Source organism: Aurantibacter sp. UH7 (assembly GCF_056839165.1).
Map to the genome: position 1 here is coordinate 2,431,946 of NZ_CM166388.1, position 16,203 is coordinate 2,448,148.

The 16,203-nt window shown below is 35.4% G+C and carries 12 protein-coding genes and 1 tRNA gene; 10 read left to right on the top strand and 3 right to left on the bottom strand.

Annotated elements, in window-relative coordinates; translation table 11 throughout:
• Position 1: 1 nt before the first annotated feature.
• Together gltB and UH7x_RS10310 are read right to left on the bottom strand one after the other, a co-directional pair.
• Positions 2 to 4,510: a glutamate synthase large subunit gene (gene gltB, locus UH7x_RS10305; RefSeq protein WP_482359850.1), complete on the bottom strand. Its 4,509-nt coding sequence runs from the start codon at positions 4,508 to 4,510 to the stop codon at positions 2 to 4.
• A gap of 203 nt (positions 4,511 to 4,713) precedes the next feature.
• Positions 4,714 to 5,856 carry an acyl-CoA dehydrogenase gene (locus tag UH7x_RS10310; protein WP_482359851.1) on the bottom strand — a complete coding sequence of 381 codons (1,143 nt, stop codon included), beginning with the start codon at positions 5,854 to 5,856 and terminating at the stop codon, positions 4,714 to 4,716.
• Between the two features lie 372 nt (positions 5,857 to 6,228).
• On the opposite strand from UH7x_RS10310, the gene nhaD reads away from it, so the two are divergent.
• The 6 genes from nhaD (at position 6,229) to UH7x_RS10340 (ending at position 11,115) form a co-directional block, all read left to right on the top strand.
• Complete coding sequence (nhaD, locus tag UH7x_RS10315; protein WP_482359852.1) at positions 6,229 to 7,566, top strand: sodium:proton antiporter NhaD; 1,338 nt, start codon at positions 6,229 to 6,231, stop codon at positions 7,564 to 7,566.
• A gap of 50 nt (positions 7,567 to 7,616) precedes the next feature.
• The gene (locus UH7x_RS10320; RefSeq protein ID WP_482359853.1) at positions 7,617 to 8,309 is read left to right on the top strand and encodes a MotA/TolQ/ExbB proton channel family protein; all 693 of its coding nucleotides are present in this window, start codon (positions 7,617 to 7,619) and stop codon (positions 8,307 to 8,309) included.
• Between the two features lie 9 nt (positions 8,310 to 8,318).
• Complete coding sequence (locus tag UH7x_RS10325) at positions 8,319 to 8,705, top strand: ExbD/TolR family protein (RefSeq protein WP_482359854.1); 387 nt, start codon at positions 8,319 to 8,321, stop codon at positions 8,703 to 8,705.
• A gap of 109 nt (positions 8,706 to 8,814) precedes the next feature.
• Entirely contained in the window at positions 8,815 to 9,759 is a 945-nt protein-coding gene (locus tag UH7x_RS10330; protein WP_482359855.1) for an energy transducer TonB, read from the top strand.
• A complete protein-coding gene (locus UH7x_RS10335; RefSeq protein WP_482359856.1) occupies positions 9,756 to 10,967 on the top strand; it encodes a bifunctional folylpolyglutamate synthase/dihydrofolate synthase in 1,212 nt (403 codons plus the stop codon). Before UH7x_RS10330 ends, UH7x_RS10335 begins: the two co-directional genes overlap by 4 nt.
• A 73-nt stretch (positions 10,968 to 11,040) precedes the next feature.
• Positions 11,041 to 11,115 (top strand) — tRNA-Val (locus tag UH7x_RS10340).
• Positions 11,116 to 11,203: 88 nt separating this feature from the next.
• Here UH7x_RS10340 and UH7x_RS10345 read toward each other — a convergent pair.
• The gene (locus UH7x_RS10345) at positions 11,204 to 11,884 is read right to left on the bottom strand and encodes a head GIN domain-containing protein (RefSeq protein ID WP_482359857.1); all 681 of its coding nucleotides are present in this window, start codon (positions 11,882 to 11,884) and stop codon (positions 11,204 to 11,206) included.
• A gap of 169 nt (positions 11,885 to 12,053) precedes the next feature.
• Between UH7x_RS10345 and UH7x_RS10350 the strand changes: the two genes are divergently transcribed.
• From UH7x_RS10350 to UH7x_RS10365, 4 genes are read left to right on the top strand one after another with little or no spacing between them, the layout of a single operon-like run.
• On the top strand, positions 12,054 to 13,118 hold the full coding sequence (locus tag UH7x_RS10350) for a formylglycine-generating enzyme family protein (RefSeq protein WP_482359858.1): 1,065 nt from the start codon (positions 12,054 to 12,056) through the stop codon (positions 13,116 to 13,118).
• Between the two features lie 26 nt (positions 13,119 to 13,144).
• On the top strand, positions 13,145 to 14,443 hold the full coding sequence (locus UH7x_RS10355) for a Gfo/Idh/MocA family protein (protein WP_482359859.1): 1,299 nt from the start codon (positions 13,145 to 13,147) through the stop codon (positions 14,441 to 14,443).
• Positions 14,444 to 14,462: 19 nt separating this feature from the next.
• Complete coding sequence (locus UH7x_RS10360) at positions 14,463 to 14,993, top strand: YceI family protein (RefSeq protein ID WP_482359860.1); 531 nt, start codon at positions 14,463 to 14,465, stop codon at positions 14,991 to 14,993.
• Positions 14,993 to 16,192, top strand: coding sequence for a hypothetical protein (locus UH7x_RS10365; protein WP_482359861.1), 1,200 nt, complete (start codon positions 14,993 to 14,995; stop codon positions 16,190 to 16,192). The genes UH7x_RS10360 and UH7x_RS10365 overlap by 1 nt, the downstream gene beginning before the upstream one ends.
• Positions 16,193 to 16,203 lie beyond the last annotated feature (11 nt).

Here is a 16,203-nt window from a genome sequence, read left to right on the forward strand (position 1 = left end):
ACTATATACTTTGTAATTTTTCTTCTTCCATTCTAATAAGTGCTTGTCGGTATTCTTCAGGGAATACTTTTACGAATTTAGGAAGATTCTTTTCCCAATTCTCTAATATTCGCTGTGCCAACGGGCTCATCGTATAATTGTAATGGCTCTCGATTAATTCTTTTAATTGTTTAATGTCTTCTTGCTCATCAACTGGCAGAAGATTTAAAGACTCTTTATTGCAGTTTTTCTCGAATGTTTCGTTTGGATCAAATACAAATGCTATTCCTCCACTCATACCAGCTCCAAAATTTCTGCCAACTTCACCAAGGATTACGGCAATACCACCGGTCATATATTCACAACCATGATCTCCGATACCTTCAACTACTGTTTTAGCTCCAGAATTTCTAACACAAAAACGTTCACCAGCTTTACCATTAATATAAGCTCTACCAGCGGTAGCCCCGTATAATGCAACGTTACCAGTAATAACATTATCCTCTGGTACAAAGGTTGCTTTCTCAGGAACCTTAACAACTAGCTTAGCGCCACAAAGTCCTTTGCCAAGGTAATCATTTGTGTTGCCATTTACGGTAAGAGTTAACCCTCGTGTTGCAAATGCACCAAAACTCTGCCCTGCAGACCCTGTAAAATTAATTTTTAGGGTGTTAATAGGTAGTCCTTCAGCTCCGTAGGTTTTAGAAATTTCATTACTGATAATTGCTCCCACAGCACGATCTGTATTCTTAATAGGATAATCTAGAGCAAGTTTTTCTTTACGGAATAAGGAAGGATTCGCTTTTTTGATGATATCAAATTCAATTGAATCTTCTATATGGTGACTTTGCTTTTTAGTGTTATATAATTTAGTGCCAGCAGGGACATCTATTTGATGTAAGATTGGACTCAAATCAATACCGGAAGCTTTATAATGTTCTATTGCCTTTTTACGATCCAGTTTTTGAACCTGACCAACCATTTCGTTAACAGTTCTGAAGCCTAATTGCGCCATTATTTCTCTAAGCTCTTGCGCTACAAAGTACATGTAGTTTACAACGTGTTCAGGTTTTCCGGCGAATTTTTTACGTAATTCTGGATTCTGAGTTGCTATACCCACTGGGCAAGTATTTAGATGGCAAACTCGCATCATAATACAGCCAGAGGCCACTAGTGGTGCAGTGGCAAAACCGAATTCTTCTGCTCCAAGTAAACAAGCTACTGCAACATCACGTCCTGTTTTTAACTGCCCATCACATTCTAGTACGATTCTATTCCTAAGATCATTCATCACTAACGTCTGTTGCGCTTCAGCAATACCTAATTCCCAAGGGAGACCAGCATGTTTTAGTGATGTTAAAGGTGAAGCACCTGTTCCGCCATCAAAACCAGAAACTAATACTACATCAGCTTTTGCTTTAGAAACACCTGCGGCAACAGTTCCAACTCCAACTTCAGATACTAGTTTTACATTAACTCTTGCAGATCTATTGGCCGATTTTAAATCGTAAATTAATTGGGATAAATCTTCAATTGAATAAATATCATGATGTGGAGGCGGTGAAATTAAACCAACATAAGGCGTAGAATTTCTTGTTTTTGCAATTTCTGGATTTACTTTTGGTCCAGGTAATTGTCCGCCTTCACCAGGCTTGGCGCCTTGGGCCATTTTTATCTGTATCTCTTTAGCGTTTGTAAGGTAGTTAGATGTTACTCCAAAACGACCAGATGCAACTTGTTTAATTGCACTGTTTTTCCAATCTCCTGAAGCATTTTTGTAAAAACGTTCTGCATCTTCGCCACCCTCACCAGAATTACTCTTTCCGCCAATACGGTTCATTGCAATTGCTAAGTTCTCATGTGCTTCTTTACTAATAGATCCATAAGACATGGCACCAGTTTTAAATCGTTTTACGATTTCTGTCCATGGCTCTACTTCTTCTAAAGGTATAGGGTCGTAATTAGAGAATTCAAATAAACCTCTAATAGTAAGGAGGCTTTTAGATTGCTCATTAATTAAATTAGCATATTCTTTATATGTTGTCTCCTCATTACCACGAACTGCCTTTTGTAGTTTGGCTATTGTTAATGGGTTAAACATATGTTTTTCCCCATCTCGTCTCCAGCGATATTCACCACCAACTTCTAAGTCTAAGTCGGCCGCAATTTCTACTTCAGAAAAAGCTTTTTGGTGTCTTTTTGCAATCTCTTTCTCTATTTCATAAAGACCAATACCTTGAATTCTGGTAGGGGTAGTTGGGAAGTATTTATCAACAACTTTAGTGTTAATGCCTATACATTCGAAAAGCTGTGAACCACGATAAGAATTCAAAGTTGAAATTCCAATCTTATTCATCACCTTAAGAATTCCTTTACCAATAGCCTTGTTGTAATTCTGTATAGCATCTTCAAACGAATATTCTGTAATATCACGTTCTTCAATTTGTTCAGCAATAATTTCATTAACTAAGTAAGGGTTTATAGCGCTAGCACCAAAACCAAATAATAAGCAGAAGTGGTGAACTTCTCTTGGTTCAGCAGATTCTATAATTATGCTTAATTTAGAACGTTTTCCTAATTTCTGTAGCCCGCTATTAACAAATGAACAAGCTAATAATGCAGGTATTGGTGCTAGACCTTTATTTACATTACGGTCAGAAAGAATGATAATATTAGTGCCTTCGTCAATAGCTTTAGATGCTTGATCTAAAATGCTAGCTAATGCATCTTCAAGTCCGTTTAGTCCTTTTTTTATTTGATATAATATCGGAATAGATACAACCTTATAATCTGGACTTACATCATAATTTTTAATTTTATCTAAATCTTCTTTAGATATAACAGGATTTTTAATTTTCAACTTTCTACAATGCAATTCTGTAGATTCGAAAATATTTTGATCACTACCTAATGTTAGACTTATATCAGTAATCATTTCCTCACGAATACCATCTAATGGCGGATTCGTTACTTGGGCAAACAATTGCTGAAAATAGTTGTATATAAGTTGAGGTCTTTCGGAAAGCACGGCAATTGGGGTGTCAGAGCCCATGGAACCGATTGGCTCTTTAGCACTCTTACCCATTGGAAGAATAATTGTATTAATATCTTCTAGGGTATATCCGAAAGTTGACTTCCTTTTTTCTAATGATGCTTCACCTAAGAATAATGGACAATCATTATAAGGTATATCAGCAAGGTGAACCATATTGCTATCTAGCCATTTTTTATAAGGATGTCGCTGAGCAATTTCTTCTTTAATCTCTTCATCATTAATGATGCGACCTTCTTCCATATTTACCAAGAACATTTTACCTGGTTCTAGTCGGCCGTGCATTTGAATATTTTCTGGTTCTAAATCAACAACACCAACTTCGGAAGACATAATTACATAGCCATCTTTGGTTACTGAATAACGTGAAGGGCGTAATCCATTTCTGTCCAATACGGCGCCGATATAATTTCCATCAGTAAAAGGAATAGAGGCTGGTCCGTCCCAAGGTTCCATCATACATGAGTGATACTCGTAAAAAGCTTTCTTAGCATCAGACATGTCAGCATTTTTCTCCCACGCTTCTGGGACTAATATCATCATTACCTCTGGTAAAGATCTGCCAGTCATTAATAACAACTCTACAACCATGTCCATGGTAGCTGAGTCAGATTTTGCTGGAAGAATAACAGGGAGTATATTTTTTATTTCGTCACCAAATAAATCACTTTTTAATAATTCTTCGCGTGATTTCATTCGAGAAACATTACCACGTAGCGTATTGATTTCTCCGTTATGGCACATGTATCTAAACGGTTGTGCAAGGTCCCAAGTGGGGAATGTGTTGGTGGAAAAGCGTTGGTGTACTAGAGCTAGCCTTGTAATAACTCTAGAGTCCATTAAGTCCTTATAATAAAGACTAATATCTTTAGGCATTAAAAGGCCTTTGAATATAACAATTTTAGTGGAGAGACTAGGTACATAGAAAAACTTGCTTTCAGACATTTTTGAAGCATTGATTTTATGCTCCGTTGTTTTTCTTGCGATATATAATTTTAAATTGAAATCAAAAAAAGACTGGTTTTCAGAACTTTTAGCAACAAACAATTGCTTTACATAAGGTTCGGTTTCCATGGCAATTCTCCCAGGAATAGAACGATTTACCGGAACGTCTCGCCAACCTAATAATTTAAGGCCTTGTTTTGCGATATTTTCTTCAAAAATAGATACGCAAAAATCACGTTGATTTTCTTTTTGAGGTAAGAAAATATTACCGACAGCATATTCTCCAGCTTCTGGTAAATCAAAAGTACAAGTCTCTAGGAAAAATTCATGTGGAATATCAATCAGAATTCCGGCACCATCACCAGTTTTACCATCGGCGCTAACTGCACCACGGTGTTCTAGTTTATCTAGTATTTCTAATGCCTTATGAATTATATCATTAGACTTTTTTCCTTTTAGGCTACAAATGAATCCTGCTCCGCAGTTATCGTGCTCAAATTCGGGCGAATAAAGCCCCTGTTTCTTCAACGTCATGTTCTTGAGGTATTTAATCAAAAATATCAATTTTGATGTATTATCTGCAATTGTTACAGGATAATCGAATAAAAAAATCAACGTTTGTGATAATTGTACAATTTAAATGAAATATCGAAATTTTCACCCTATTTAATTATGATATTGATAATGGGGTTATCGGAAAATCTTTTATAAATCACATAAATTAATAGATAATCTTTTTAATCTCGTAAGATGCTCCTCGAAATTACGATTTTTTGAATCTCACTAGTGCCTTCATAAATCTGAGTAATTTTAGCATCACGCATAAGACGTTCAACGTGATATTCTTTTACAAAACCATTCCCACCATGTACTTGTACAGCTTCAATGGTGGTGTCCATGGCGACTTTAGAAGCGTATAATTTTGCCATGGCGCCAGAGAGGTCGTAATTTTCACCTTGGTCTTTGTCCCAAGCTGCTTTATAAACAAGGTGTCTTGCTGCTTGAATTTGTGTGTGCATATCAGCTAACTTAAAAGCAATAGCCTGATGATTTGCTATTTCGGTTCCAAATGCTTTTCGTTCCTTAGAATATTTTAAAGCCAATTCGTAAGCTCCAGCGGCTATTCCTAGTGCCTGGGCTGCAATGCCAATTCGACCGCCAGCAAGTGTTTTCATGGCAAACTTAAAACCAAAACCATCTTCTCCAATCCTATTTTCTTTGGGGATTTTTACGTCATTAAAATTTAGAGAGTGTGTATCACTGCCACGTATACCAAGTTTATTTTCTTTAGGACCAATTTCAAACCCTTCCATCCCTTTTTCTACAATAAGCACATTTATGCCTTTATGGCCTTTTTCTCTATCTGTTTGTGCTATTACTAAATATACTTCTGCAGTACCGCCATTTGTAATCCAGTTTTTGGTTCCGTTTAATATGTAATGGTCGCCTTTGTCAATTGCTGTTGTTTTTTGAGAAGTGGCGTCACTGCCAGCTTCAGGTTCAGACAAGCAGAAGGCGCCAATAATTTCACCAGTAGCCAATCGAGTTAAATACTTTTCTTTTTGTGCTTCGTTACCGTAAGTTTCTAACCCCCAACATACTAGTGAGTTATTTACAGAGACAATAACAGACGCTGAAGCATCTATTTTAGAAAGTTCCTCCATTGCTAATACATAAGAAATGGTGTCAAGATTACTACCACCATATTTAGAATCTACCATCATACCTAAAAAACCCAGTTCTCCCATTTTCTTTACTTCCTCTTTAGGAAACCGCTGTGCATCATCTCGTTCTATAACTTCGGGTAAAAGTTCGGTTTGGGCAAAATCTCTTGCCGCCTGTTGAATCATTAATTGTTCTTCGGTAAGTGAGAAATCCATATCTTAAAATGATTTAAATTGATGTTAAACAAAGATACAAGCCTATTGTTGATTTTTGACTATGAATAAAAAGGCATTTAATTAGTAAATATTGATTCAATATAAAATAAATTCTGATTGTGCATTGGGTTGTACTTTAGAATAAACTTAATATAGATAATTGTTAAATTATTATAATGAAAATCGGTCTTGTGTCTTCATTTACTGGTAATTGGAAAAATTTTATTAGAAATTTTATTATTTAATGACACTAGTAGTACAATTAAAAAGTCAAATTTGAATATATTTAGCCAAAATCTAAGAACACTAAACCTTTCTTAAAAGGATTTAAAGTAGTACCAGAACAACTTCTATTAAACTAATTAATATATTATGGAGACCATTATTATCGTCGTATTTCTAGCGGGGTATCTTGCTATTACTCTTGAGCATAATCTTAAAATTGATAAACTGATTCCGGCATTAGCTATGATGGCATTGCTATGGGCGATAATTGCCTTAACACATATGGATGTGTTTAATGTGAATACGGAGCTCAGGCAGCTCGAGCCAACCCATTTAGAGGAAATTTTGTTACACCATCTGGGAAAGACGGCTGAAATATTAGTGTTTCTTTTAGGGGCAATGACAATTGTAGAAATCATCGATTATTTTGATGGATTTGCCACGATAAAAGGATTTATTAAGACAAAAAGTAAGCGCAAGTTGTTGTGGTTGTTCTCAATTCTAGCATTTATATTATCTGCAATTATAGATAACCTAACTGCGACTATAGTATTAATAACAATATTGCAAAAGGTAATTAAAGATCGTGAAACTCGTTTGTGGTTTGCTGGTATGATAATTATTACTGCAAATGCAGGTGGTGCATGGTCGCCAATAGGTGATGTTACCACTACAATGTTGTGGATTGCAAATAAAGTTTCTGCGTTGCAATTGGTAGAGCATGTTTTACTGCCTTCAATAGTTTGTATGGTTGTGCCTGTGTTAATTGCAAGTCGATTTAAAGCTTTTAAAGGAAATATAGATAGTGATGTAAGTAGTTTAGAAGAATCTAAATCTAAATATGGGGCAACGATGCTTTATTTAGGTTTAGGTGCGATTGTATTTGTTCCTTTCTTTAAAACAGTAACTCATTTACCGCCATATGTTGGCATGATGTTGTCTTTGGCATTGGTTGCTACTTTTGCTGAGATTTATAGTAATTCCAAGTTTAGCATGTCAAACATAGATGGTGAAGGCGATGATTCTGTAGGACATCATAGTCCGGTACATAGCTCATTGTCGAAAATTGAATTACCTAGTATATTATTTTTCTTAGGTATATTATTAGCTGTTGCTGCCTTAGAGTCTTTAGGTATTTTATTTCACTATGCGGAAAGCTTAAATACAGCCATACCAAACACAGATATTGTTGTAATGTTATTTGGTGTGGGTTCTGCTGTTATTGACAATGTACCATTAGTGGCTGCCAGTTTAGGAATGTTCTCTGAGCCTATGGATAATCCGCTTTGGCACTTCATTGCGTATTCTGCTGGTACAGGGGGTAGTATGTTAATAATTGGTTCTGCAGCAGGGGTTGTTGCCATGGGTATGGAGAAAATTGATTTCTTCTGGTATCTTAAGAAAATTGCATGGTTGGCACTTATTGGTTTTTTAATGGGAGCATTAACTTTTGTTTTGTTGAGAGATTTCGTCTTAAACGCATAATTTAATCGATAAACTACCGTTATAAAGGCAACTAATAAAAGGGAATTTATATGTCAATTTTTCAAGACCTAGCACAAGATCCAGCAATGGGTGAGGCACTATCAGAAGAGAAAACTCTTTCTGTTATCGATTTAATCTTTAGTGGCGGTATTGGTAGTATCGTTATTATTGGAGTGTTATTTATCTTATTATTTGTTGCTTGCTATATTTATTTTGAAAGGCTTTTTGCGATTAAGGCAGCCTCTAAAATAGATAAGAATTTCATGAATCAAATTCGAGATTATGTAACAAGTGGTAAACTCGATGCTGCAAAAATGTTATGTGCGCAAACAGATTCTCCAGTTGCAAGATTAACTGAGAAGGGTGTTTCTAGAATTGGTAAACCTCTGGATGATATAAATACAGCCATTGAAAACGCTGGTACTTTAGAAGTATACAAATTGGAAAAAAATGTGAGTGTTTTAGCAACAGTAGCTGGGGCAGCACCAATGATTGGATTCTTAGGAACCGTTATAGGTATGATATTAGCTTTCCATGAAATGGCGACTAGTGGTGGTCAGGCAGAAATGGGATCTCTTGCTTCTGGTATTTACACAGCAATGACAACAACAGTAGCTGGTTTGATAGTAGGTATTATTGCTTATATCGGTTACAACCACTTGGTAAATAGAACTGATAAGGTAGTTCATAAAATGGAAGCCAATGCAGTAGAATTCTTAGACCTTTTGAACGAACCTCTTTAGTAGCTGTTTATGAAATTGAAAGGAAGAAATAAGGTCAGTCCAGATTTTAGTATGTCGTCTATGACCGATATCGTTTTTCTATTGTTAATATTCTTTATGTTAACAGCGAATTCACCGAATGCTCTCGATTTACTTTTGCCAAAGGCTAAGGGTAAATCTACAAATACGCAAAATGTGTCTGTTAGTATTGATAAGAATTTGCAGTATTTTGTAAATAATGAAAGAATTAACGGAGACTATATTGAGGTTGAATTGAAGAAGGCATTAGAAGGTCAAGATAAGCCAACAATTATTCTTAGAGCAGAAGAAAGTGTTGCTATTAAAGAGGCTGTAAATGTCATGGATATTGCAAATCGCAATAATTATAAGGTTATTTTAGCTGTTCGACCGAATTAATATATCGGTTAAAAAATTTCGCCCATATCATACCTACATTCTGCTTAATTTAGCACATGCTATTTTTTGGCAACATTTTTGATTTGAACTTGAAAAATAAGTTGGCCTAATGCCTTTACTAGATACGAGACACAAGAAAAAATCATTTACTCTTACAACCGCAATATTAAGTGCGCTTGTACTTATTCTGTTTTATATAGGGATGACTTATATGGATCCTCCAGAAGAGATGGGTATATCCGTAAATTTTGGTACTACAGATTTTGGATCGGGTAATGTGCAACCAAAAGAAAAAATACGATCAGAACCCTTGGATACTCCTCCGGTTGAACCTACCAAACAGGAAGAAGCTGTTGAAGAAGTTGTTGAGGAAGTTGTAGAAGAAGAACCAGAAGCAGTAGCAGAAAAAGAAGCTCCTTCAGAAAAGGTGCTAACCCAAGAAAATGAAGAAGCACTAAAAATTAAGCAGGCAAAAGAGGCAAAGCAAAAAGCAGATAATGCAGCAAAAGAAGCACAGCGTAAAAGGGATGAAGCTATTCAAAGAGAAAAGGCGAAAGCTGCTAAAATAGCTCAGGAAAAACGCGATGCTGAAGAAAAGGCTAGAAAAGAACAAGAGGCAAAGAAGAAAAAGCTTGATGAATTGATGGGTGGCCTCAATAAGTCTGACGGCAATGCCTCAGGTTCAGAAGGCGACGATAATAGAGCAGGAGATAAAGGTTCGCCAGATGGTAATCCATACGCTACTAGTTATTATGGAAGTCCAGGTTCAGGTAGTGGAACAGGAGGTTACGGATTGAACGGTCGTTCATTAGTTAGTCGCGGTAAGGTTGCACAGCAATGTAATGAAGCTGGTAGAGTAGTTGTGAAAATTGTAGTTGATAAAAACGGCAATGTTATTAGCGCTGAACCTGGTGTAAGAGGAACAACTAATAATAGTGCATGTTTATTAGAACCTGCAAAAAAGACAGCTTTCAAGCATAAATGGAATTTAGATTCTAATGCGCCTAGTCAACAAGTAGGATTTGTTGTTGTAAACTTTAAGTTAGGGGAGTGACCTATAAAGAAACTTTAGATTGGATGTTTGCTCAACTTCCAATGTATCAACAAAAAGGTAAGAGTGCGTTTAATGCCAAGCTTGATAAAAGTATTTCTTTGGCAAGTTATTTAGGTAATCCGGAGCACAAATTTAAAAGTATACATGTTGCTGGTACTAACGGAAAAGGCTCTAGTAGTCATATGCTGGCTTCTATTCTACAAGAGGCGGGTTATAAAACAGGACTTTATACTTCACCACATTTAAAAGATTTTGGAGAACGAATACGTATCAACGGTGTACCTGCTGGGAAAGATTTTGTAGTCGATTTTATCGCTAAGTATAAAGATTATTTACAAGCGAATCAACTTTCGTTTTTCGAAATGACAGTAGGTATGGCTTTTGCTTACTTTGCTGCCGAATCGGTAGATATTGCAGTTATTGAAGTTGGACTCGGTGGTCGTTTAGATTCTACAAATATTATTATCCCTGAAGTTTCATTGATTACTAATATAGGATTAGATCATGTGGATATGTTGGGCGATACTTTGGAAAAAATTGCAATCGAAAAAGCTGGAATTATTAAAGATGAGGTTCCAGTTGTTATATCCGAATATCAAGAGGAAATTGCAGAAGTATTTAAAACAATAGCTAAGGATAGAAGGACTAAGGTTGTTTTTGCTGCAAAAAAGCAGACAAAAGCTTATGTAACTTCGCTTCTTGGCAAATACCAAATAAAAAATATAAAAGGCGTTGTTGAAACTATTAACAATCTAGATGGTTTTAAAATAACAGAAAATCAAATTGAAAAAGGTTTAACGAATGTTGTTGAAAATACTGGTTTATTAGGAAGGTGGCAGGTTCTAGGTGAAAATCCAAAGACGATTTGTGATACAGCCCATAATAAAGAAGGACTTACAGAGGTAACACAACAATTAAAAGCGCAAGAATTTGAAAAATTACATATTGTTTTAGGTTTTGTTAAGGATAAAAATCTGGAGGCCATATTGCCGCTTTTTCCAAAAGATGCGATTTATTATTTTGCGAAACCTAATATTTCAAGAGGTTTAGAAGTTTCTAAATTGTCTGAAAAGGCTATAGAATATGGGTTGCATGGAGAACTTTATGTTTCAGTAGAAGAGGCTTTTGCTTTTGCTAAACGAAATGCAACCAAGAATGATTTCATATTTATTGGTGGTAGTACATTCGTTGTTGCTGAAGTTGTTTAATATTTTTCTTTTTTTTCTTTTGGCATCTCAAAAACTAGTTTATATTTGCACCCTCCTAAGCGGATAAGTAATAGGGCAATTAGCTCAGTTGGTTCAGAGCACCTCGTTTACACCGAGGGGGTCGGGGGTTCGAATCCCTCATTGCCCACATAATTAAAAATCCCGATGAATTTTTCATCGGGATTTTTTTGTATCAATTTTTGCAATGGTTCAATTTTCGAAAAAGTGATATAGCTTTATTTGATTACTTCAATTTTGCCTCCAAACACTTTATCCTTACTTACCTCTTTAGGATTGCCATAAATACTGATTTTTCCACCAGCACGAACTTTAGCATCTACCTTGTTTGAAGCTTTAATTTCAGCTGAGCCGCCTGCATTAACAGTTACTTTTGTGTCTTTCGTGGTAAGTTCTTTATTGTAAACTTTACCTCCAGCATTTGCTACTACTTCTTGCGTTGTTGCTTTACCAGTAAGTGTGACCTCACTACCCGAAGTAGATTTAACATAAAGATTATCTATGGCTACATCCAATACGATATCTGCTCCTTCTTGTACAGCAAGTTTTGCATCCTTGCTCTTAAAAGTGCCTTTGGAAAAAATTTTTGCATTTTCATTGGCGTCTAATAATGTTAATTCTCCTGAGTAATATAGAGTAGCTTCAATATCATCACCGTCCATGTGGTTTTCAATATCCATCTTAATCTTTAGTAGTCCTTTTTTGTTGTCAATATTAACATCTCCAATATCATCACCCGTAAGAATGAGTTGATTCTTATCACTTTTAATTAAGGTGACTGTTATTTGATCAAAGGCTTTTACCTGAGTAAAAGGATTGAGGTCTTCAGTGATTTTTTCTTGCGCCTTTGTTGAGATGGAAACAATTATAAGAGCGAAGAATAATATTATATTTTTCATATTAAATAGTTTTTATTTGTTAGAATAATAGCTTTCAAAAGTAATATTATTTGAGGATATATAATTTTGTTCAGGCATTGTGTGTATAAGTAATATTAATTTTCTCATTCCTTAAGTAATGCATAACTTAATCCCTTGTTTTAAAATATTAATATCAAAATTAGAATTGATGACAAAAAATAATAAGGATTTCCTTGTTGGCTTTCAAAAATCAACCCCCAAAGTAAAGTTTGTTTATATCATACTAGCAGCATGTGTTTTGGTTTTACCAGCATGTAAATCTTCAAATACAGTAACAGCTGAAAGTAGTGGAAAAACTCCTGTTGTTTCTCAAAAGCTAGAGGGTTTTACGGAAGCGGTTCCTCAGACAGATGTGACATTTGATATGGTTGAAATTCCTTCAGGTAGTTTTACTATGGGTAGTCCTGAAAGTGAAGCGAATAGAAAAGCAGATGAAGGACCGCAACATCAGGTTGTCTTGGATGGCTATTATATGGGTAAATATGAGTTGACTTGGGATGTTTTTGAATTATTTTTTAAGCAAAATCAAGAGCTCTTTGTAAAATTAGATAATGATAAAGTTATTAAAATAGATGCTATTAGTAGACCCAGTCCACCTTATGAAGATCCCTCATATGGAATGGGCAAAGAAGGTTTTCCTGCAATTAGTATGTCTACGTATTCAGCACTTGTATTTTGTAAATGGTTAAGTACGGTCACCGGAAAATTTTATAGACTTCCAACAGAAGCAGAATGGGAATATGCTGCTAGAGCAGGGTCAAATTCCACTTATTCTTTTGGAGATTCTTTAGAGGAGTTAGATAAATATGCTGTTTATTATAAAAATTCGAATAACAAGTCGGCAAAAGTAGGAACGAAACTTCCAAACGCCTGGGGACTTTACGATATGCACGGTAACGTATCGGAGTGGACACTTGATGAATATAAAGTAGATACTTACGCAAATTCAGAAGAGAAGAACCCATGGGTTACGCCCATGGTAATTCACCCACGTGTTATTAGAGGTGGTTCTTGGGATGATGATCCAGATAAATTGCGTTCGGCTGCCAGAACTGCATCAAGCAAAAAATTACAAAAAAGAGATCCACAGATTCCTAAAAGTTTTTGGTGGTTTACAGATAGTAACTTTGTTGGTTTTCGTTTAGTAAGTCCTAAAGTTCAACCATCACCAGAAGACCAGAAAAAATTCTGGCAAACAGTATTAGATGAATAGATTTTACGAATATAGATAAATGACTTATGAAGACGAATCCCCGAAGAAAGTTTATTAAGCAAACTTCAAAAACAGTAGCTGCAGGTATGGTGTTTAGTCATCTTCCAGCTTTTTCAAGTGCAAATGTATTGGGACAACAAAAAATCAAACTCGGTTTGGTAGGTTGTGGTGGTCGCGGTACTGGAGCTATTTTTCAGGCATTAACGGCATCAGAATCTGTAGAATTGGTAGCTATGGGTGATGTTTTTCAACATGAGCTTGATAATAGTGTTCAAAGAGTTTCAAAAGATTTTGCTACACAAGTAAATGTGCCAAGAGAACGTCAGTTTTTAGGCTTAGATGCATATAAAAAAGTTATTGATGAGTGTGATGCTGTAATTCTGGCAACACCACCAGGTTTTAGACCGAATCATTTTGAATATGCTATTGCTTCTGGGAAACATGTTTTTATGGAAAAGCCGTTAGCAGTAGATGGGCCAGGATATCGTAAAATAATTGAGGTAGGTAAAACAGCTACAGAAAAGAAATTAAATGTTGTTGTAGGCTTGCAGTCAAGGTATGAAATGGCACTCAATGAAATGGTGTCGAAAATTCATGCAGGTGATATTGGCGATGTGCTTTCAATGGATGTTTATTATAATGTAGGTATTGCAACAGTGCATCCAAGAAAACCCAATCAAACTGAATTAGAATATCAAATAAGCAATTGGCATTATTTTAATTGGTTGTGGGGAGGTCAGTTAGCGGGACAAGCAATACACCAGATTGATGTTGTAAATTGGATAAAAAAAGATTTTCCAATTAAGGCAAGTGGAATGGGAGGACGAGCTATGCTAAAAGGTCCCGATCATGGCGAGATTTTTGACCATCATTACGTGGAATTTGAATATGCCGATGGCACAAAATTACATGTGCAATGTAGACAAATGGATAACTGCACCAATAGAATGGGTTTTAATATACAAGGGTCAAAAGCTAAAGCCGATGAGCGTTTTCAAATAGTAGATTTACAAGGAAACTCATTATGGAGATATCGTGATAAAGATGACCCTTCATCTTCACAGATAGAACAAGATGTTTTTGTCGGAGCAGTTTTAGGAAATAAGCCATATGTGAATAATACAGCGTATGGAGCGGAGAGCACTATGACCACCATAATGGGTAGGATGGCTATAGAATCTGGCAAGATTATTGAATTAGACAAAGCAAAGGAATCTAATTTAAACATTGTGCCTGAAAATCTTACATGGGATATGAAGATGCCCAATGCACCATTAGAAGATGGTAATTATTTAATTCCGAACCCGACTATTCCTGTTCTATAAAAACTTTAAAAATTACAAAATGAAAAGTATATTTTTTACATTCTTATTTGCAATTTCTTTTATTTCTGGGTTTGCTCAAGATACATATGTTTTGTCAAGTGAAAGCAAACTCTCAATTGATGGTACTTCAACAGTACATGATTGGACAGTGATCGCGAATACTTTGAAAGGCGAATTGAGTACTGATGCCAATCTTCCTAAAACAATAGATTTTCAAGTTGCTGTAGCTGATATTAAGAGTGAACGTGGTGCGACAATGGATAAAAAAATGCATGCTGCATTGCAGAAAGACTCACATCCTCAAGTGATATTTAATTTAAAGGAAGTAAAAAATGAATCTATTTTGGTTGGTACGCTAACAATTGCGGGTGAAGCTGAAGAAGTTGAGATTGCAAGTAAGGTAGAAAAGGTGGGCGATAAATTAAATATTTCAGGTGAATATGGTCTTGCTCTAAAGGATTATGAAATAGAGCCGCCAACGGCTATGTTTGGACAGGTAATAGTTGGGCCTGACGTAACAGTTAAGTTTAATTTGATTTTTACTAAATAATGAAGTCGATTTTCCAATACATTGTTTTAATCACATTAATTGCTAGCTGTTCTAATTCGAAAAATGGTATTGAAATTGAGGTTTCTGAATCCGCCGGTATTGAGCGACAAGTAGAATATGTAAGTGCAACCGTTAACTTGGATAAAGCATTATCAATTGGTGAGTCTATATTACTAACGAATGTGGAAGACGGCACGACTGTTTTATCAGTGAGTAAAAGTGCCAATGAGAATAAAAATGATTACAAATACGATATCATTTTTCCTGTTGCATTAAAAGCAAATCAAACCAAGACATTCAATGTTACTGTTGTTCAAAATCAAGAATCGAAAACACCGCAAAATAGAAGTATTCTTTCAGAAGATAATCTTACAATAGATAACAAGGTTTACAAAGCAACTTTTAGTACGGAAGATGACAAACGTGGTGGTCAAGTAAATGGAATAGTTCTTAAAGACTTTAATAAACAACTTTTAAGAAGAGGTCATATCGCGATGCATTGGGCTCCTAATTTTTCTAAGACAAATTCTGATTATTATTTCAATTTAGAAGATCTAGAGGCTGGTTCGTTAAATGAAGTAAAAAAGAATGTTTATAAAGTGTTTAAAGAACGTTCTGGTATAACCGATAGTGTGCCTGAAATTTTAATTGAAGGGCGATACGAATTTTATAAAGACCTTCCATACTTCTTGTTTGAATCTACAATGACGGTCAAAAAAGAAGTGGAATTGAACTTATTGCGCAATGATGAAATGACGATGGATAGTCTTTTTACACATATCGCCTATACAAAGAAAGATGGGTCAATCGCGCATTTAAAGTTATATTCAGATGAATTAGATGTTTTAGAGAAAGATCACGTAACTGATGATGCAAGTTGGTTAGCTTTTTATAATTTGGACAAAGGTTATGGCTTTGCTTCAATTCGATTACAGTACGATAATACCAATGTTAACGGTGAACTCTCACCTTTGCATAATCCATACACCAAAATTACCAGGTCTTCTAATAATGGTAGGTATTGGAATCGTATATTGTCAGATACTATTCAAACATTTCCTGTAGGTAGTCGATATTACGAGAAAAATGCATATTTAGTTTTTGCAGTAGATTCTACAAATCCCGAAAAGGAAATCTTGTACTATTACAATTGTTTAAAAAACCCGTTAAAAGTTCAAGTAAAAGCAGGGTTACAGTAAATATTCTTTCC